The 20,446-nt window shown below is 64.0% G+C and carries 13 protein-coding genes; 7 read left to right on the top strand and 6 right to left on the bottom strand.

What is annotated here, in order from left to right; genetic code table 11:
* Positions 1-23: 23 nt before the first annotated feature.
* Both AC0L3C_RS27670 and AC0L3C_RS27665 read right to left on the bottom strand, forming a co-directional pair.
* On the bottom strand, positions 24-1,268 hold the full coding sequence (locus AC0L3C_RS27670) for an efflux RND transporter periplasmic adaptor subunit (RefSeq protein ID WP_473263083.1): 1,245 nt from the start codon (positions 1,266-1,268) through the stop codon (positions 24-26).
* 145 nt (positions 1,269-1,413) lie between these two features.
* Complete coding sequence (locus tag AC0L3C_RS27665; protein WP_473263082.1) at positions 1,414-2,826, bottom strand: CoA transferase; 1,413 nt, start codon at positions 2,824-2,826, stop codon at positions 1,414-1,416.
* Positions 2,827-2,880: 54 nt separating this feature from the next.
* Here AC0L3C_RS27665 and AC0L3C_RS27660 point away from each other — a divergent pair, with 54 nt between their 5' ends.
* Complete coding sequence (locus tag AC0L3C_RS27660) at positions 2,881-3,168, top strand: hypothetical protein (RefSeq protein ID WP_247349873.1); 288 nt, start codon at positions 2,881-2,883, stop codon at positions 3,166-3,168.
* 228 nt (positions 3,169-3,396) lie between these two features.
* Positions 3,397-4,167: an SDR family NAD(P)-dependent oxidoreductase gene (locus AC0L3C_RS27655; RefSeq protein WP_007593601.1), complete on the top strand. Its 771-nt coding sequence runs from the start codon at positions 3,397-3,399 to the stop codon at positions 4,165-4,167.
* Positions 4,168-4,348: 181 nt separating this feature from the next.
* Here AC0L3C_RS27655 and AC0L3C_RS27650 read toward each other — a convergent pair whose 3' ends face one another.
* From AC0L3C_RS27650 to AC0L3C_RS27640, 3 genes are read right to left on the bottom strand one after another with little or no spacing between them, the layout of a single operon-like run.
* Positions 4,349-7,717 (bottom strand): error-prone DNA polymerase, encoded by a 3,369-nt coding sequence (locus tag AC0L3C_RS27650; protein WP_473409505.1) that lies wholly within the window; start codon positions 7,715-7,717, stop codon positions 4,349-4,351.
* On the bottom strand, positions 7,714-9,306 hold the full coding sequence (locus AC0L3C_RS27645; protein WP_473277701.1) for a Y-family DNA polymerase: 1,593 nt from the start codon (positions 9,304-9,306) through the stop codon (positions 7,714-7,716). The genes AC0L3C_RS27650 and AC0L3C_RS27645 overlap by 4 nt, the downstream gene beginning before the upstream one ends.
* Positions 9,203-9,991: an ImuA family protein gene (locus AC0L3C_RS27640; RefSeq protein WP_473409504.1), complete on the bottom strand. Its 789-nt coding sequence runs from the start codon at positions 9,989-9,991 to the stop codon at positions 9,203-9,205. The genes AC0L3C_RS27645 and AC0L3C_RS27640 overlap by 104 nt, the downstream gene beginning before the upstream one ends.
* Positions 9,992-10,153: 162 nt before the next feature.
* Between AC0L3C_RS27640 and AC0L3C_RS27635 the strand changes: the two genes are divergently transcribed.
* The 4 genes from AC0L3C_RS27635 (at position 10,154) to AC0L3C_RS27620 (ending at position 17,313) form a co-directional block, all read left to right on the top strand.
* Positions 10,154-11,389, top strand: a complete 1,236-nt coding sequence (locus AC0L3C_RS27635; protein ID WP_473277699.1) for a putative DNA modification/repair radical SAM protein — start codon at positions 10,154-10,156, stop codon at positions 11,387-11,389.
* A complete protein-coding gene (locus AC0L3C_RS27630) occupies positions 11,389-12,834 on the top strand; it encodes a UdgX family uracil-DNA binding protein (RefSeq protein ID WP_473263076.1) in 1,446 nt (481 codons plus the stop codon). The genes AC0L3C_RS27635 and AC0L3C_RS27630 overlap by 1 nt, the downstream gene beginning before the upstream one ends.
* A 98-nt stretch (positions 12,835-12,932) precedes the next feature.
* On the top strand, positions 12,933-14,561 hold the full coding sequence (locus AC0L3C_RS27625; RefSeq protein ID WP_473277698.1) for an inorganic phosphate transporter: 1,629 nt from the start codon (positions 12,933-12,935) through the stop codon (positions 14,559-14,561).
* Positions 14,562-14,799: 238 nt separating this feature from the next.
* Complete coding sequence (locus AC0L3C_RS27620) at positions 14,800-17,313, top strand: hypothetical protein (RefSeq protein WP_473409503.1); 2,514 nt, start codon at positions 14,800-14,802, stop codon at positions 17,311-17,313.
* A gap of 12 nt (positions 17,314-17,325) precedes the next feature.
* On the opposite strand, the gene AC0L3C_RS27615 is transcribed toward AC0L3C_RS27620, so the two are convergent.
* Positions 17,326-18,498, bottom strand: coding sequence for a M20 aminoacylase family protein (locus tag AC0L3C_RS27615; RefSeq protein WP_473263073.1), 1,173 nt, complete (start codon positions 18,496-18,498; stop codon positions 17,326-17,328).
* Positions 18,499-18,698: 200 nt separating this feature from the next.
* On the opposite strand from AC0L3C_RS27615, the gene AC0L3C_RS27610 reads away from it, so the two are divergent.
* The gene (locus AC0L3C_RS27610; RefSeq protein WP_473263072.1) at positions 18,699-20,318 is read left to right on the top strand and encodes a GMC family oxidoreductase; all 1,620 of its coding nucleotides are present in this window, start codon (positions 18,699-18,701) and stop codon (positions 20,316-20,318) included.
* Positions 20,319-20,446 lie beyond the last annotated feature (128 nt).

Genomic DNA, 20,446 nt, shown 5'->3' with positions numbered 1-20,446 from the left:
TTGTCTTTTTCCCGGCCCGTCGATCAGCTGCCGGACGCCGCGCGGTCGATGAACAGGCTGCCTTTGGTGACAACCTGCTCGCCGGGCTTCAGATTGCTGGTGACCTCGACGAGATTGCCATTGATGAGACCGATCTTGATCTCGCGCAGCTCGACCGACTTGTCCTCGCGTGCGACCCAGAGGCGGACCTTGTCGGCTTCGTAGATCAAGGCCTGCTTCGGTACCGCTGGCGCGGCGCGGTCGCCGAACGAATAGATCGTGACGTTGGCGAACATCTCCGGCTTGAGCAGACCGTCCTTGTTGTCGATGGTGGCGCGGACCAACAAGCGGCGGGTGTTCGGATCGATCGCGGCGGCGACGTAGTTGACCTTGGCAGTCAAGGGGCGGCCCGGCAGCGCCATCACGTTGACGCTGATGTCCTGCCCGATGCACACGGCAGCCGCATCGCTCTCGCGCACGAAGGCGGTGAGCCAGACCGTGGAGAGGTCGCCGACGACGAAGACCGGATCGCTGGCGCCCGAATTGACGTACTGGCCGGGGCCGATCTTACGCTGCACGACCGTGCCCGCGATCGGCGAATAGATCGTGACTTCCGGATTGATGACGCCCTTGTCCTGGAACGCCTTGATGGTCTCGTCGGTGAAGCCGAGGATACGCAGCTTGTTGCGCGCGGCTTCCAGCGCCGTGGTCGAGGAGCGCATGTCGTTCTGCGCCTGAACCTGGGTCGCTTCCGCCTGCTGATAGTCCTTCAGTGGGATGGCATGACCCTCATAGAGGTCCTTGGCGCGCTTGAACTGGATGTCGGCAAGATCGATCGCCGACTTCGCCTTGTTCTGCGAGCTCATCGCCGCAATGAAATCGTTCTGGGCCTGCACGGTGTCGGCGGCCTCGATTGTGAACAGCGGTTGACCTTGCTTCAGCACCTCGCCGGGCTTGGCGAGCAGCTTGGTCACCCGACCCGCATAGGGCGAAAACACCGGCGTCGAACGGTCCTCGTCGACTGCGACCTTGCCCTCGGTGACATACTCGGCGCGGAAGGTCTTGGCCTTGACCGGCTCGATCGTTAGCGTCGCCCATTCCGACGGCGTCGGCGTGAAGTTCTGCGCATTTCTGCGCGACTGGCTGGAGATCTCGGAGTGGCTCTTCTCCTTGGCTCCCGCATGGAGGAAGCCGTAGGCCCCGGCACCGGCAAGAGCTAGTAAAACTACGGATGTAATCATCCGTTGTTTTGTAAGCACCTGCAATCGCTTGGTATTTTCAACTACCATGGGGCCCGGTCATATCTGCGATGATACCGGCGGATGCCCGCCTCATCGGTCGCGCTAATAGTGCCGAATTGTGATTTCAAACAACCTAAAAAACGCCGGCGGCCTTTCGGTTTGCGTTAAAAATTTGCGACACGTCAGCTTCACGTCAGCTTGTCACCGGCCACTCTGCCGGATGGCTGCCGAGCGGCTTCGCCGGACGGCTCCATTGCGCCGGCGTCTTCGACAGCAGTGCCGAATGGCGCACCGCCTTCAACGTGCCGAAGCCAGATGGCATGCTCTCGATGAATGCAGCATGTACGGCCTCGCCCGTAATATCCGGGGTGTTCAGGCCATTTTCGAGCCGTCCGAGATTCCACAGCCAGCGCCCGGTCTGCGCCAGCGACACGCGCACGTGCCAGCTGCCGCCTTCGCGGGCCTGGCGGGCCTTGGCCATCATCGCGCCGAACGCCATCAGATAGCCGGTGGCGTGGTCGAGCATCTGTGCCGGCAATTCTTTCGGTCCATCAATGCCGGCAGCCTGTCCCTCGGCATGGTTGAAGCCGGTCGTGGTCTGCACGAGCGAATCGAAGCCGCGCCGTTCCGCCCAGGGGCCGGCATGGCCATAGGCCGACAGCGTCACGTAGACGATGCCGGGGTTGATTGTCGCCGCGTCCTCCGGCGTAAAGCCGAGAGCAGCAAGCGCGCGCGGGCGATAGCCTTGCGAGAAGATGTCGGCGTCTCTCAAGAGCTCGCGCAACCGCGCACGTCCGGCCTCGCTCTTCAGCTCGATGAAGGTGGTGAGCTTGCCGCGGCCGGTGTCGATGGTCAGCCACGGAATGGCCGGCAGTTCGGGGCCTGACACGAGCAGCACATCCGCGCCGTGCGCGGCGAGCGTGCGGCCGGCGACGGGGCCCGCGATGACGCGCGAAAGATCGAGCACGCGCAGGCCGGAGAGCGGGCGATCGCCTTTTGGCAGTCGTTGCGGCCATGGCTTCGGCGGGGCCTCGCCGATCTTCTCGATCGAGACCAGCGGCAATTCGGCAAGCGCGCGGGCCTGCGGCAGCGCCGACCATTCGTCGTAACTCCGCATTAGCGCAACGACGCCGCCCGCGGCGTAGGCCGCGGTCTCGAAATCCTCGCCCTTCCATTGCATCAATGCGGCCTGCACCTTCTCGCGCTCGGGCTCGCAGCCAAGCACCTTGCAGACGGCGTCGCGATGATGCGGGAAATTGGTGTGGCAGCGGACGAAGCGGTTGTCGCCGGTTCTGTAGACGCCGGCGATGGCGTCCCAGGCGGGCGGCGGTGGCTTGTCGTCGACGCGCAAGTAGCGCTCGGAGCGGCATTCGGCGACGGCATGGCGCAGGTCGACGCTAACGTCCTGCGCCTCGCCGCTGTGCAATCTCCAGATTTCGGCGGCGGCAAGGCCGGCGGCGGCGATCGTTGTCTGGCCGGCAATTGCGACGCGGAACGAAGACGGGATTTGCGGCTCCTCGCCCGTCAGCCGCACGCGCGCAAGCGCGGCGGCGTCACCGCCGGCGGACGTCCAGATACCACTGAGAATCTCGGCGGGGCTTTGCATGACCCTTCTCTCCCTCTAGTTTGCGACCATCGCATTAGCACACGAGGACATGCAATGGCCGCCATCGACCCCCTCACGGCAGGCGCCGTGTTCATTGCAACGGCGGCCACCGACGCGGTCTACGTCATGTTCACCTCGGCCGTGATCGCGCGCAAGCGCGTGCCCGCGGCGAACTGGAGCGCGGTCTGGTACATGCTCTCGTCCTATGCGGTGATCAGCTACACCGAGAATGCTTTCTATGTGGCTTTCGCGGCGATCGGCTCCTGGGCCGGCGCCTACGTTTCACTGACGTACCTGCACCGCCCGCCCGGCGGCCCGCCGGTGGGCGCGGCACCGGAGTGAGGGCCGTCGATGTGAGCGGCGCGATCGACCACATGCTCGGCGTCGTCCTGGCGAAAGCCAGGACCCATTGCCCCGGTCGATTGTTGTTGAAATGCGCTTTGGCCACAGCATCGCACAGCAACGGAGGTTTGTGGTAATGGGTCCTGGCTTTCGCCAGGACGACATTGGAGAGGCACTGCGCTTTGTTCGCGACGACAGCGGGCGACCAACAAAAAGGAAAACCAAACAATGGATCTCGGTCTCAAAGGCAAGAACGCTGTCGTGCTCGGCGGCACGCGCGGCATCGGGCGGGCGATTGCGGCGACGCTGGCCGGCGAAGGCAGCAATGTCGCGGTGTGTGCACGCAACGCCGATCAGGTTGCCGCTACCGTTACGGAGTTGAAGGCCAGCGGGATCCGCGCGACCGGCGGCCCCGTCGATGTCACCGACGGCGCGGCACTGAAATCCTGGATCGAGAGCGCGGCAAAGGAGCTTGGCGGCATCGACATGCTGTTCTCCAACGCGGGCGCCATGGCGCAGGGCCATGATGCCGCATCGTGGGAACAGAATTTTCGGCTCGACCTGCTCGGCGCCGTGCACGCGTTCGACGCCGCGCGGCCGTTCCTCGAGGCCAGCGGTGCGAGCAGCGGCGACGCCGCCTTCGTCATCATCTCCTCGATCTCAGCGGCGCAAGCGGACACGGCGAGCTCCTACGGCCCGATCAAGGCGGCGTTGATCCACATGGCCAAGGGGCTTGCGCGGCAGTACGCGAAGAAGAAGATTCGCGTCAACGTGGTCTCGCCCGGCACGGTCTATTTCAAGGGCGGCGTCTGGAATACGATCGAGCAGAACATGCCCGAGCGCTACAATGATGCGATGAAGCGTAACCCCACCGGCCGCATGGCCACGCCACAGGAGATCGCGAGCGCAGCGGTGTTTCTGGCAAGCCCGGTGTCGGGGTTCACCACGGGCTCGAATCTGGTGGTGGACGGCGCGATCTCGAACCGGGTGAATTTCTAGGCGGGCATGCGCGTCCCTGCCTTTCCGTCATCCTGAGGTGCGAAGCTTGCGATGCAAAGCATCGCAAGAAGAGCCTCGAAGGATGAATGGCCGAGCTGGCAGCCGGGCCGTCGCCCTTCGAGGGCCGCTGAAGAAGCGGCCACCTCAGGGTGACGGTGCGAGAGCGGCGCGGCCCACACCCTCAATGGAAGTCCCGCGACGGCGGCAGGATGCGGACGTTGCGGGGATGGCGAAGTTTTTGCGCGGGCGCATCCGGGTGGGCGCGGGGATCGTCATTGAGCGGCTCGATCGGGGCGGCGCCTGCCGGCACCGGATGCTTGCGGCCGAGGGCGTCGTTGGCGAGGCCGACCAGATCGTGCGAGCGGTCGATCATGCGCTGGGCAATGAGGTGCGTCACCTTTTCTGGGCTGCTCTGGATGTAGCCCTCGACCAGGATGAGGCGTGCGCCCATCACTTCTTTCCGGTACTGCTCCATGATCTTCGGCCACACCACGACATTGGCGATGCCGGTTTCGTCCTCCAGTGTCATGAACACGACGCCGCTGGCGCTGCCCGGCCGCTGCCGTACCAGCACGACGCCGGCACAGCGGACGCGGCGCCGCTCGTTCTCATGATTGATGTCCTCGCAGGCGACGATGCGCTCGCGCGTAAACATCTCGCGCAAAAATTCCATCGGATGCCCCTTCAGCGATAACCGAACGGTCTGGTAGTCCGCGACCACCTGTTCGGCGCGCGGCATCACCGGCAACGGCCTGGCGTGCTCGTCCGGCTGCTCGCGCGCGGCGGCCACCTCGAACAGCGGCAGCGGCACATCGTCGGGCAGGCGCCGCACCTGCCACAGCGCCTCGCGGCGGTCGAGCCCGAGCGAGCGGAACGCGTCGGCATCCGCGAGCAGGATCAGCGCGCGCTTGGGCAGTCCGGTGTCGCGAGCGAAGTCTTCCAGAGAGGTGAAGGGCCGGCGGTTGCGGGCGGCGACGATGCGATCGGCCCAGTCGGGCGCTCTCTCCACATGGTCATTCCGGGACGCGCCTCTTTTGAGCCTTTCCTCATCCTCATCCAGCCAGTGGAAACCCTCGATCTGGCGGAAGCCGAGACGTACCGCGCAATATCCGCCGTTTCCCTGCTCCAGCGTGCTCTGCGCAAAACTGTAGGTCACATCGATCTCGCGCACCTCGACGCCGTTCTTGCGGGCATCACCGACGATCTGGGCCGGCGCGTAGAAGCCCATCGGCTGCGAGTTCAGGAGGCCGCAGCAGAATGCATCAGGGTGATAATGCTTCAGCCATGAGGAAATGTAGACAAGCTGCGCGAAGCTTGCGGCATGGCTCTCCGGAAAACCGTAGGAGCCAAAGCCCTTGATCTGGTCGAAGCAGCTTTTGGCGAAGTTCGGATCGTAGCCGCGCGCGACCATGTTGCCGATCAGCTTCTCCTCGTATTGGCCGATGGTGCCGACATTGCGGAAGGTCGCCATCGAGCGGCGCAGGCCGTTGGCTTCCTCGGAGGTGAATTTTGCCGCCTCGATCGCAATGCGCATCGCCTGCTCCTGGAACAGCGGCACGCCCAACGTTTTGTGCAGCACATTGTAAAGCTCGTCCTTGTCGCCATGCTCCGGTGACGGCGACGGATAGCTTACCTTTTCCAGGCGGTTCCGCCGCCGCAAATACGGATGCACCATGTCGCCCTGGATCGGTCCCGGCCGCACGATCGCGACTTCGATGACGAGGTCGTAAAAGGTCCGTGGCTTCAGCCGCGGCAGCATGTTCATCTGGGCGCGGCTCTCGACCTGGAACACGCCGAGCGACTCCCCGTCGCACAGCATGTCGTAGACTTTGGAATCATCCTGCGGGACGCTCGCCAGCATCCAGCGTTCACCCTTGTGCTGCTCGATCAGATCAAAGCACTTGCGGATGCAGGTGAGCATGCCCAGCGCGAGCACGTCGACCTTCATCATGCTGAGCGCGTCGACATCGTCCTTGTCCCATTCGATGAAGGTGCGATCATCCATCGCGGCATTGCCGATCGGCACATAGGTGTCGAGCCGGTCTTGCGTGAGCACATAGCCGCCGACATGCTGGGACAGATGACGCGGGAATTCGATCAGCTCGGTCGCGAGCTCGACCGCGAGGTTGATCATGGAATTTTGCGGATCGAGGCCGGCCTGCCTGACCTGCATGTCGTTGAGGCCCTTGCCCCAGCTTCCCCAGACGGTGTCGGCGAGTGCCGCGGTGACGTCCTCGGTCAGGCCCAGCGCCTTGCCGACGTCGCGGATGGCGCTGCGCGGGCGATAATGAATGACGGTGGCGATGATTGCGGCGCGATGGCGGCCGTAACGGCGATAGACATATTGCATCACCTCCTCGCGCCGCGAATGCTCGAAATCGACGTCGATGTCGGGCGGCTCCAGCCGCTCCTTGGAGATGAAGCGCTCGAACAGCAGATCGACTTTGGTCGGGTCGACCGAGGTGATGCCGAGCACGTAACAGACCGCCGAATTCGCCGCCGATCCCCGCCCCTGGCATAAAATGTTCTGGCTGCGCGCGTAATGCACGATGTCGTGCACGGTGAGGAAGTAATGCGCGTATTTCAGTTCGGCAATCAGCGCGAGCTCTTTCTTCAGGGTGGCGCGCAGCTTGTCGTCGATCTCGCCGCCAAAATATTTGTCGACACCCGCCCAGGTCAAATCCTCCAGATGCCCTTGCGCGGTCTTGCCCCGTGGTACCGGCTCATCCGGATACTGGTATTTGAGCTGGTCGAGCGAGAAGGTGATCTTGTCCGCAAAACGCATGGTCTCCGCGGCAGCCTCAGGGAAATCGCGGAACAGCCGCGCCATCTCCCTGGGCGCCTTCAGAAACCGTTCTGCATTGCCTTCCAGCTTCCGGCCGACCGCCTCGATCGTGGTCTTTTCCCGGATGCAGGTCAGCACGTCCTGTAGGGGACGGCGCGCGGGGTGGTGATAGAGCACCTCGTTGGTCGCAAGCAGCGGCACTTTTGCTTTTGAGGCGAGATCATCGAGCTGCGCGAGGCGGCGGCGGTCGTCACCGCGATAGACCAGGCTCGCCGCCAGCCACACGCCCTCGGCGCGACTTGCCTTCAGCTTGGCGAGGGTGTCCTGCGCTTGCGCCGTATCGAAGCGATGCGGCAGCGTCAGGATCAGGAGCTGGCCTTCGGAAAACGCAAGGAGATCGGCGAAGGTGAGATGGCATTCGCCCTTCGCGATCCGCGTGATGTCGTCGCCGCGCTTGCCCCGGGTGAGAAGCTGGCACAGCCGGCCATAGGCGGCGCGGTCACGCGGATAGACCAGGATATCCGGCGTGCCGTCGATGAAGACGATGCGGGTGCCGATCAGAAGCTTCGGCTTGTGCAGCACCTTGTCATTGTCGAGCTCCTTGTAGGCGCGTACCACACCGGCGAGCGTGTTGTGATCGGCAATGCCGATCACGGGAATGCCGAGGATGCTGGCCTGATGCACATAGTCGCGCGGATCCGAGCCGCCGCGCAGGAAGGAGAAATTCGTAGTGATGCCGATCTCGGCATAAGCTGGCGTAGTCATGCGAAGAGACCGTGCACATACCAACCGGGAGGAACGGGCTTGCCGTCGCCGTCGAAGCACTCCCCCTCGTAAAGACCATCGCGAAAGATCCAGAAGCGCAGGCCTTCGGCATCCTCGATGCGGAAATAATCCCGCGTCAGTTGCTTGCCGTCCTGCCGCCACCATTCCATGGCGATGCGCTCGGGGCCTTCCACCCGCACCACCGCATGCTGCGCGCGGCGCCAGGTGAATTGATGCGGCGGGCCGTCGGGCACGGTCGCGAACGGCACATTGATCGGCTCAGGCTTGTCGAACAGCCGCAACGGACGCAGCGGCGGCTCACTTTCAGTGCGCGCGGGCCATTCGGCCTGCATCGCCACGGCGAGATGATGTTGTGCCGGCGCCGCCAGCACCGCACACTCAGGGATATGGGTATCCTCAGGCAGATGCACGACGACGCGCTTTCCGCCGATGCGCGCGGCGATGCGGTCGATCAGCGCGGCAAGCTCGTCATTGTCGTGGACATGGGCGTCGAGATCGCGCTGCTCCTGCACCACGATCTCGGTGCGGCTTGCCGACAGCCGTACCATGTCGAAGCCGAAGCCGGGATCGAGCGGATCGGCGAGTGCATCGAGGCGCTCGCGGAACAGCCGGTCGATGACCGCGCTCCGCGTCACCGGCCGCCCGGTCTCGACCATGATCGCGCGCACCGCGCCGTCGGTGCGGAAGAAGGTGGCCTCTAACCGTCGCGCGCCCTTGCCCTGCTTCTCCATCGACGCGATCAACGTGTCGGCGAGACGCGACAGCGTCATCGCGATCATGGTGTCGGTCGCGATCGGCTCGGCAAAGCGTTTCTCCACGATGTAATCGGGCAGCGGCTTTCGTGGATTGATCGGCGCATCGCCCTGCCCCAGCGCATGCGCGAGCAACGTGGAGAACCGCGCACCGAACCGCGCCGTGATTTCGCTCGGCATGCGCGAGGCGACATCGCCGATGGTTTTCAGGCCGGCGCGGCGCAGGCCGGTGCTGATAGTCTCGCCCGCGCCGAGCGCGGACACCGGAAACCGGCTGATTGCCGCCGCCTCCCCGCCATCGGCAACGATGGTCCCTGAAGATTGCCGCGTCAGCGTGCGCGCGCAGACCGAGGTACCGGCGATCGCCGCGCTGACGGCAAAGCCCTGGCGATCGAGGGCACGGACAAGGGTTTGCAACAGCGCAGCCTCGCCGCCAAACAGATGCGCGCAGCCGGTGATGTCGAGAAACAACCCGTGCGGCGGATCGAGCGCTACAAGCGGCGTGAAGCGGTCGCACCAGTCGGCGATGTCGCCGATCGTCTTCGCATCAGCCACGGCATCGGCGTCGAACACCTTTAGATCCGGACACATCGCCCGGGCATTGGCCAGGGGTTGGCCGATATACAGACCGAGGCGCTCGGCGGCCTCGTCCAGCGCATGGATCACCAACGCGTTGCTGTCCTTGATGACGACAATGCTCGGATCATTGGTTCTACCCAGCCCGACGCCGTCGAAGAACCGCTGGATCCGATCGATGGGCAGGCGCGGCAGCCACAGGCTGAGGATACGCCGACGATTCAGAGAACTGGCACTCATCACATTTCCATTCCATGATCCACCGGCCGCACGGGCCATGACGATTGCGCAGGAGCTCGGCATCGAAGCGCGGCGCCCCCCAAGCGCTCCACATCGCGCCCGGCGACGAATGCGCCGCGCGAAGCATCCATCTGGTCTCGGCGGTTGAGGGCAAAGGTTGCGCGGCCATCCGCAGCAGCAAGCCGGTGACACCAGAAGACTGCACAGCCAGCGTCAGCTTGCGGCTCGCCACAAGATCAAACTGCCTGGTCTCGCCCCAGAGCTCGAGCACGACGGCGCCCAGCGCATCGCAGGCGAGCGCATCGGCCGACGTCCGCAGCGCACTCTCCACGTCGGCGGCGCGCACCATCACCATGCGGCGCGGATCGAGACCGATCTCGGCGAGCCCGCTCATCGACAGCGCACCGGTTTCAATTTCTGAAAAATCCTGCCGCACCCACAGCAGCGGTTTGCGTGCCGTCATGCGCCCCGCAAGTCCGGTGACAAAGCCGGTCGCGGCCGCGCCCTGACGTCCTTCGCAAAATACCTCGTGGATTGCCGCGCGTGCGAGCCCGCCCTTCAGCGCGCTGTCGACTTCGCTATGGCCGAGCGCGACACGGTCGCGATGATGCACGACCTCCGCCGTCTCGATGCGCTCGATCTGGCCGCGCAAGGCTGCAAGCGCGCTTGTTCGTGCGCCGCTCATATACGCCGCTCCTCAAGGGTGATTGCCGGTGGCTCTCAAAAAGAGAACCAGCGGCTAGCTCATTTGTTCATGATATGTTCTAATATAAAGCTAACGACACCCCGGGAGTCAATCGAATTGGCGGGCCTTGGGATTCATGAGCTGAATCAAAGGGATTCCGATATGGACGTGCAACGCAAGCTGGAAATCCTGGCGGACGCCGCCAAGTACGACGCGTCCTGCGCCTCCAGCGGCACCGAGAGGCGGGATTCCAGCGACGGCAAGGGCATGGGCTCGACCGCGCCCGGCATGGGCATCTGCCATTCCTACGCGCCGGACGGCCGCTGCATCTCGCTGCTCAAAGTGCTGCTGACCAACGCCTGCAATTACGATTGCCTCTATTGCGTCAACCGCGCCTCCTCCAACGTGCGACGTGCCCGCTTCACCATCGACGAAGTGGTCAAGCTGACGCTCGACTTCTACCGGCGCAATTACATCGAGGGACTGTTTCTCTCCTCTGGCATCATCCGCAACCCCGACTACACCATGGAGCAGGTGGTGAGCGTCGCGCGCAAACTGCGCGAGGAGCATCACTTCCGCGGCTACATCCATCTCAAGACTATCCCCGAGGCCGACGATGCATTGATCTCCGAGGCCGGCAAATATGCCGACCGTCTCTCCATCAACATCGAGATGCCACAGGAGACGAGCCTGCAGCAATTCGCGCCCGAGAAAGACGTGCGCGCGATCCGCCGCACCATGGGCCGGCTGCGGCTGAAGCTGGACGAGGCCGAGGAAAGCCGCAGCGCGAAGACGAAAGCCAAGCCGCAGCGCTTCGCGCCGGCCGGCCAGAGCACGCAGATGATCGTCGGCGCCGACGCGGCCTCCGACCACACCATCCTCCACACCAGCGCCAATCTCTACGGTTCATATCGGCTGAGGCGCGTCTATTATTCCGCGTTCAGTCCGATCCCCGATGCCAGCCGCGCGCTGCCTCTGCGCGCGCCGCCCTTGCTGCGCGAGCACCGACTCTATCAGGCCGATTGGCTGATGCGGTTCTACGGCTTCGACGTCGGCGAGATCGTCGACGACAGCGCGATGCTGCCGCTCGACATCGATCCAAAACTCGCCTGGGCGCTGCGCCACCGCGACCGCTTCCCGCTCGACGTCAACCGCGCCAGCCGCGAAGAATTGTTGCGCGTGCCGGGCTTCGGCACCAAGGCGGTCGAGCGCATCATCGCGACGCGACGCACGACCACGATCCGCATCGCCGATCTCGCGCGGCTGCATGTGCCCCGCAACAAGGCGCTGCCGTTCATCGTCCTCAGCGATCACCGGCCCGCGCCACATCGCCTCGACGAGGCACGGCTGATCGAACGATTCAAGCCGAAGGCAACACAACTGGGATTTGGCTTCTGATGCAGTACATCACCCTCGAGAACGAAACCGATTTCGACGGTTGGCGCAAAGCCGCGCGTAGCCTCGTGCTTCATCAGGTGAAACCGGCCGATGTCACCTGGGCCGTGCAGGGCGGCGAAGCGGAGCTGTTCGCGACGCCCTCGCCGTCTCCTCCGCCGCCGGCGGCTGGCGACGGCACCTTCAACGTGCCTGCAAAATTCGTCGAGCTCGCCAAGGCCGCGATCCTGCATCGCGATCCCGAGCGTTTCGCGATCCTCTATCGCCTGCTGTTTCGGCTGAAGGGCAATCACGACCTCATCGAGGTCGCGACCGATGCCGATGTCGCGCAAGTCACGGCCATGGCAAAGGCGGTCTACCGCGACGAGCACAAGATGCATGCCTTCGTGCGCTTCCGCGAGATCGGCAGGGAACGCGAAGCACATTACGTCGCGTGGTTCGAGCCGGAGCATCATATCGTCGAGCTCGCGGCGCCGTTTTTCGCCAAGCGCTTTGCCGACATGCCCTGGTCGATCCTGACGGCGGATTTGTGCGCACATTGGGATGGCCACGCGCTCTCGTTCACATCAGGCGTCAGCAAGAGCGAGGCGCCGAGCGAAGACCGGCTGGAGGAAACCTGGCGGCGTTACTACGCCAGCATCTTCAATCCGGCCCGCCTGAAGGTGAAGGCGATGCAAACGGAGATGCCGAAGAAATATTGGAGGAACCTGCCCGAGGCTTCGATCATTAAGCCCTTGATCGAGGACGCCGAACGCATGACCGGCGCCATGATCGCCAATGCCGCAACCGATCCACACAAGCCTCAAAAGCGGCCGGAGGCTCCGATGAAACGCAAGCTTGCTCCCGACGATCTCGAAGCGCTCCGCGAGGAGGCCGCCCATTGCCGCGCCTGCCATCTCTACAAGGACGCGACCCAGACCGTGTTCGGCGAGGGCCCGAGGTCCGCCAATATCATGCTGGTCGGCGAACAGCCCGGCGACAAGGAAGACCTCGCCGGCCATCCCTTCGTCGGTCCGGCCGGCCAGATGCTCGACCGGGCGCTGCAGGAGGCCGGCGTCGATCGCAAGAAGGTCTATGTCACCAACGCGGTGAAGCACTTCAAATTCGTGCCGCGCGGCAAAATCCGCCTGCATCAGAAGCCGAACACGCCGGAGATAAAGGCCTGCCGACAGTGGTATGAGCGGGAAGTCTCCGTCATCCAACCCGATCTCATCGTCGCGATGGGCGCGACCGCCGCGCAGAGCGTATTCGGCAAGATCACCCCGATCGGAAAGAACCGCGGCCGGCTGATCGACCTGCCCGACGGTCACAAGGCGCTGGTGACGGTGCACCCGTCCTATCTGCTGCGGTTGCCCGATCCGGAAGCCAAGGTGCTGGAATATCAGCGCTTTGTCGAAGATTTGAAGATCGTCGCCGGGTTGCAGAAGAAAGCCGCGCGCGCCGCGTAAAGAACGGCGGGAAAAAGGGTTTCCACCGCTGCTTGTCATCCAGCCTTCAAATCCATCGGGGACAATAGCCCTTACAGAAAGTTAAGGGGCGTCCAGACATGACCGATGTTGCATTCGACCGCGCGGTAGCCGATCCCGCGCCGATCCAGCCGGCCTCGCGGCCAAATCTCGACAAGGGCTTCAATCCGCTGACACTGATCCTGTTCTTCGGCATCCTCGCCGCGGGCCTGCTCTATGTGGCCTACAGCATCTATTCGGATGTCGATGCGACCGGCACGCGGGTCACGAGCTACCTGCCCTATATCCTCCTTATCGTTGCCCTCCTGATCGCGCTCGGCTTCGAATTCGTCAACGGCTTCCACGACACCGCCAACGCAGTTGCGACCGTGATCTACACCCATTCGCTGCCGGCCGAAGTCGCGGTGATGTGGTCGGGCTTCTTCAACTTCCTCGGCGTGCTGCTCTCGTCCGGCGCCGTCGCCTTCGGCATCGTCTCGCTGCTGCCGGTCGAGCTGATCCTGCAAGTCGGCTCCAGCGCCGGCTTCGCGATGGTGTTCGCGCTGCTGATCGCCGCGATCCTTTGGAACCTCGGCACCTGGTATTTCGGCCTGCCGGCCTCCTCCTCGCATACGCTGATCGGCTCGATCATCGGCGTCGGCGTCGCGAACGCGCTGATGCGCGGCCGCGACGGCACCTCGGGTGTGGACTGGGGCAAGGCCACGGAGATCGGCTATGCGCTCCTGCTGTCACCGCTGGTCGGCTTCGTCTGCGCCGCCGGCCTGCTGCTGCTGCTCAAGCTGATGATCAAGAACCCGGCGCTCTATGCCGCTCCTGAGGGCAACAAAGCCCCGCCGATCTGGATTCGCGGCCTGCTGATCCTGACCTGCACCGGCGTCAGCTTCGCCCACGGCTCGAACGACGGCCAGAAGGGCATGGGCCTGATCATGCTGATCCTGATCGGCACCGTGCCCACGGCCTATGCTCTCAACCGCGCATTGCCGGAGTCGCAGGTCGCCCAGTTCGCGAAGGTCTCGGAAGCCGCCTCCAAGGTGGTTGCGGCCAAGGGCGCCGGCCATGCGATCATCGGCGACCCCCGTCCTGCGGTGACGCAGTACGTCACCTCGCATCACATCAGCGAAGGCACTTATCCTTCGCTGGCAGTGCTGGTGAAGGATGTCGGCGAGCAGGTCGCGAAATACGGTTCGCTGAACAAGGTGCCGGCGGAAGTCGTCGGCAATACCCGCAACGACATGTACCTGACTTCGGAAGCGATCCGCTTCCTGATGAAGGACAAGGAAAACGACCTTAGCAAGGACGAGGTCGCGACCTTGAACGCCTACAAGGGCGGGCTCGACAGCGCGACCAAGTTCATCCCGACCTGGGTGAAGGTCGCGGTCGCCATCGCGCTCGGCCTCGGCACCATGATCGGCTGGAAGCGCATCGTCGTGACCGTCGGCGAGAAGATCGGCAAGACCCATCTCACCTACGCGCAGGGTGCCTCCGCCGAGCTCGTCGCCGCCGCCACGATCGGCGCCGCCGACGTGTTCGGCCTGCCGGTCTCGACCACCCACGTGCTGTCGTCCGGCGTCGCCGGCACCATGGCCGCGAACGGTTCGGGTCTCCAGGTGGCCACCATCAGGAACATGGTGATGGCCTGGGTGCTGACCTTGCCGGTCGCCATCCTGTTGTCAGGCACACTGTACGTGATCTTCTCGCGGATCTTCTGAGCCAAAGACCGGCACCGCTGACAGCCAGGAGGCCCGCTCCGAGCAGAGCGGGCCTTTTGCTTTGCCGACGCGCGCCCAAAACCATCCTGCCGTCGATTGTCCGGAAGCCATCCACATCTTCAGATTGTGGTTCGTCTCAATGCATGATTACATGCTCGCCGATCCACGGTCCGGCGGACCTTGTCAGGTCCCCGCGCCCCGATTGCCGGATCGATTTTTTTGCGGGACTGATCATTTCATGACGACCTCATCGAAATGCGATGGCGCGTTGGACCATTTCGGCCCTGTCGAGGTGAATTCGAAGTGCACGATGAACGAAGGCCCGCAGGTAAAGGCCGGAGAGACCTGGTCTTTCAGTGCCCACGGCCGCTGGAAGGACTGGTTTATATCGTGCGGGCCCGATGGGTATCGCAATTTCCTCGCCGATATTTTCCAGGTTCAACCGCGCTTTGCAGGTCAGAACTGGTTCTGCCTGTGCGGCGAGGTCCCGGGCACCAGTGAACGTTTCGCAATCGGGCGGGGCTGCACTCACCGGTTCGAAAACTCCGGCCAGGTGACCTTCTATGCCAACGACCTGCTCAGCAAGTACGGCAACAATCACGGCTCCGTCGAGCTGACGGCCGTTCGCGGCGGCATTGCGGCAGGCATTCCAGAGGACGACGCCGATACCTACCAGGGCCTTACGGGACGCTGGCTCCTGATCCGCCGGACATTCGAGAAAACCCGCGGCATCGGCACCCTGGCGATCCTCGTGCTAGGTGCCTCGCTGGCTCTCGCCTTTCTGCCGCAGGGCATCGACCTCGTACGTGCCATCGGAGACGACTCGCTCGAGGCGCCGAAACGTCAGCTCGTCGCTTTCGTCCTCGGGCTGTTGTTCCTCGGAATTCAATCCTGGCTCTGGCCGCGGCTCTTGATCGACTTCAACTACGGCCTCGACCGAACCAGCTGGCGGCCGAGACGACTGCTGGAATGGGTACCTCGCATACTCGGTGTTGCTCCATTCCTTCTCGTCCTGATTGCGCTCATTCCGCAAAGGAATTTCGGGCTGCCCATCGTCCTGGTAATTGTGGCACTGGGATTCCTTGCCTTTCTGATCAAGCGCGAAGATTTGACCAGGCGCTTTCGTCCGGGCTCAAGACGGATTGGGTTTGCGCCCTGGTGGATCGGCACAAGTCTGCTGCTCGCGGTCGCGCTGATGGCGTTCGCGACCTTAGCGCCGGTGACATTTGGCCATGCCTTCGGTGCGCCTGCTGTCGTCTTCATCGGCATCGGGCTGATCATCCCGCCAACCATCATCGCGATCCAGACCGGAGGCGGTCTTCGCCTGCCCGTCGTTGCGGCCACGCTGGTCGCGGCGGGCGTTTTCAGTCTCTGGATGGACAATCACGCCGTCGGCCGTCGCGCGTTCGGACGAGGTCCTGAGCCGGTCGGAGTCGCCGAACGGCTCACGCTCGCGGAGGCCTATGCGACCTGGCGGAAACAACAGAAGGATCCGCTGAAAGGCGGGGCACTTCCGATGGTGCTGGTTGCGTCCGAGGGCGGAGCATCACGAGCCGGAGACTGGACCGGGGAGGTCTTGGGCGCTCTGCATCAGTCGAGCAACGGCCAGCTCGCGCAGAGCCTGTTCGCGATCAGCTCGGTCTCGGGCGGTAGCGTCGGAGCGGTCGGCTACTCTGCCTTCCTTCATGTCGAGCCCGCCGTCCCGCCCCGGCAGCTCGCCAAGAGCCTGCCCCAGTTCACGGGCGACGATGCGCTGAGTCCGAGCCTGACGGGCATGCTGTTTCCCGACCTGCTTCAGCGTTTCCTTCCCTTCGCATTCCTGCCCGATCGCGCCGAGGCGCTGGAACGAGCCTGGGAGGCAGCCTGGGACGACTCATGCCCGGCTGGTGGAACGAACTGCGCATATCTGCTGCAAAAACCCTTCCTGACGCTCGCCCCCAAGAAGGGCCAGCCCTGGCGCCCGATTCTCATCGTCAACGGCGCGAGCGAAGAGACCGGCCGGAGGATTCTCACCAGCACAGTCAATCTCGGCAAAGCGATCGACGCGGATGACTTCCACCAGATCGCAATGCGCGACGTTGCGATATCGACCGCAATTCATAATGGGGCCCGCTTTCCGTGGATCAGCCCGGCCGGCACTCTGACCAAGAACGGAAAACGGCAAGGTCACATCTTGGATGGCGGCTATTTCGACGCGGCAGGTGTCGCAACTCTCGGCGAACTGGCGCAGGCGATCGCAGCATTACCGGAGCGGGCCGACCCCCTCCACTTCATCTTCGTCTTCGTCGGTTTCGACGGAACGACAGAGCAATCCCGTCCTCCGGGCGAGCAACCGACGCAGCAATCGCTTTCGACCGGCGGCACGAAAGCGGCGCCGGAGCCCACGGCGAGGCAGGAAACACCGGAGGAGCAGGGCAACACCGCGATGCTGCTCAATGAAACGCTCGCGCCACTCCTCGGCCTGTTCGCCAGCCGAGCCGGACACGAAGTTCACATCATGAACGCCTTCGTCAACACGCCGGCCCTGCCGCCGAACGTCACCGCGGAGTTCGTGCCGCTCATGCTTTGCAAGGACATGGTCAACGGCAGTATCTTCGAGCCCCCGATGGATTGGGCGCTGTCGGAGGCCGCCCGCAAATTCATTCACGGCGCGCTCGGCTTTGAGCCGAACGCACCGTGTTCGCGCAACGGCGTATCAGCCAATGCCGAGGCGTTGCAGAAGATCGCCACGACGATCAAAAGACCAGACTGACACCGCCCGCGCTTACGACGCCGCGAGTTGGCCCTCCACCAGTTTGACCCAGTACGAGGTGCCGTAAACGATCGCCTCGTCGTCGAAATTGTAGGCGGGGTGATGCAGGCCGGCGCTGTCGCCGTTGCCGCAGAAGATGAAGGCGCCGGGACGCGCTTCCAGCATATAGGCGAAATCCTCGCCGCCCATCAGCGGCGGCATCTCGAGCACATTGGCCTCGCCCGCGACCTGCCCGGCGATGCGACGCGCGATCTCGGTCTCCGCGGCGTGGTTGTTCACCACGGGATAATTCCGCTGGTAGCGCAGGTCGATCTTGGCGCCGGTGATCTGCGCCACGCCCGCCACGACCTCGTGCACGCGCTTCTCGACCAGCTTGCGCACCTCCGGCGACAGCGTGCGGATGGTGCCCCTCAGCGTTGCCGTTTGCGGAATCACGTTGCGGGCATTGCCCGCGTGGAATTCGCAGATCGAGATCACGGCCGATTCCAGCGGATCGACGCTGCGCGCGACGATGGACTGTAGCGCCGTGATCACCTGCGCGCCAACCAGAACGGAATCGACGCATTTGTGCGGCCGCGCGGCATGGCCGCCGAGGCCTTCGATCATGATATCGACCTCGTCGGTCGCCGCCATGATTGGACCCGGCCGGATCGCGAACGAGCCGACCGGGATGCCGGGACCGTTGTGCATGCCATAGACCTGCTCGATGCCGAAGCGCTCCATCATTCCATCCTTGACCATGGCCGCTCCACCTGCGCCGCCCTCCTCGGCGGGCTGGAAGATCACCACCGCATCGCCGGCAAAGTTGCGGGTCTCGGCGAGATAACGCGCAGCACCGAGCAGCATCGCGGTGTGGCCGTCGTGGCCGCAGGCGTGCATCTTGCCCGGGATCTTCGAGGCGTACGGCAGGTTGGTCTGCTCCTCGACCGGCAGCGCATCCATATCGGCGCGCAGGCCGATGGTCTTCAGGCCCTCGCCGGCCGCCTTGCTGCCCTTGATCACGCCGACCACGCCGGTCTGGCCGATGCCCGTCACGACCTCATCGCAGCCGAATTCGCGCAGGCGGTCCGCGACGAATGCTGCGGTGCGGTGGACGTCGTAGAGCAACTCCGGATGCTGGTGGATGTCCCGGCGCCAGGCCTGAATATCGGGTTGAAGGTCGGCGACGCGGTTCACGATGGGCATGGAGGGTCTCAAGTTTTGTTGAAAATGCAGGCCTGTCTACCATGCAAGCACCAGTCCACCCAACTGGCGGAGGGTCTGGGGTAGGTCTGTCCTCTCGTCATGGCCGGGCTTGTCCCGGCCATCCACGTCTGACTATTAGAACGGAAAGCGCGTGGATGGCCGGGACAAGCCGGCCATGACTCCTGTTGGATGGAAGCATAATGCCAAGGCGGCTCGAAGGTGAGTTTGACTATATTGTCGTTGGGGCAGGCACGGCGGGCTGCATCCTCGCCAACCGGCTGTCTGCCGATTCCAGCAATCGCGTCCTCGTCCTCGAAGCCGGCGGCGACGACAACTGGATCTGGTTCCACATTCCCGTCGGCTATCTCTTCGCCATCGGCAATCCGCGCTCGGACTGGATGTTCAGGACCGAGGCCGAGCCCGGGCTGAACGGCCGTTCGCTCGCCTATCCCCGTGGCAAGGTGATCGGCGGCTCTTCGGCGATCAACGCCATGATCTCGATGCGTGGACAGGCCGCCGATTACGATCACTGGCGCCAGCTCGGGATGACCGGCTGGGGTTATGACGACGTGCTGCCGCTGTTCAAACGGCTCGAGGATCATTTCCTCGGTGCGAGCGAGCATCATGGCGCCGGCGGCGGCTGGCGCATCGAGGCGCCGCGGCTGGCGTGGGACATCCTCGATGCCGTGGGCGATGCAGCCGAGGAGATGGGCATCATGCGCATCCCGGATTTCAATACCGGCGACAACGAAGGCACCAGCTATTTCCACGTCAATCAGAAGCGCGGCCGGCGCTGGTCGTCGGCGCGCGGCTTCCTTAAGCCGGTACTGAACCGCCCGAACCTGCGGCTCGAAAAGCATGTGCTGGTCGACCGCCTGATCATCGAGCAGGGCCGCGCCGTCGGTGTGCGCTTCATCCAGAATGGCGAAATCATCGAGGCGCGCGCGAAGCGCGAGGTGATCCTCTCGGCAGGCGCGATCGGCTCGGTGCAGGTGCTGCATCGCTCGGGCATCGGACCCGCCGACTGGCTGTCACCGCTCGGCATCGACATCGTGATGGACAAGCCCGGGGTCGGCCGCAATCTGCAGGATCATCTCCAGCAGCGCGCGATCTACAAGGTCGAGGGCGTGCGCACACTGAACGAGACCTACTACAATCTGGTTCGGCGCGGCCTGATGGGCCTCGACTACGCCTTCCGCCGCCGCGGGCCGCTGACGATGGCGCCGTCGCAGCTCGGCATCTTCACCCGCTCCGATGCGACCCGCGCGCGCGCTAACATCCAGTTCCACGTGCAGCCGCTGTCGCTCGACAAATTCGGCGATCCCCTGCACCGCTTCCCCGCGATCACGGTGAGCGCCTGCAATCTCCAGCCGACCTCGCGCGGTACCGTACGTCTGCGTTCGGCGACGCCGGACGAGAAGCCCATCATCGCGCCGAATTACCTTTCAACCGATGACGACCGCCAGGTCGGCGCCGATGCCATCCGCACCACGCGCCGCCTGATGCAGCAGAAGGCGCTGGCAAAATACCGCCCGAGCGAATATTTGCCCGGCCCCGCCGTCGGCGACGACGATGCCTCACTCGCCAAGGCTGCCGGCGACATCGGCACCACCATCTTCCATCCCGTCGGGACCGCGAAGATGGGCGCGGTGAGCGATCCCATGGCGGTGGTCGACGAACGCCTGCGCTTCTACGGTCTCGGCGGCCTTCGCATTGTCGATGCCTCGATCATGCCGACCATCACGTCGGGCAACACCAACACGCCCACCGCGATGATCGCCGAGAAAGGCGCGACGATGATTTTGGAGGATGCGAAGTGAATGCGTAGCCCCGATGGGGCGTAGCGAATCCGGGAGAGGACGCTCGATTTGGCCCGCATTCCGGTACGCTCCATACGGGCTACGCGTCCAACCACCTCACGAAAACGTCATCGCGTCCGGGAATAAGT

The organism is Bradyrhizobium sp. WSM4872, from assembly GCF_055811715.1.
This window is presented reverse-complemented; position numbering and strand designations above follow the sequence as displayed.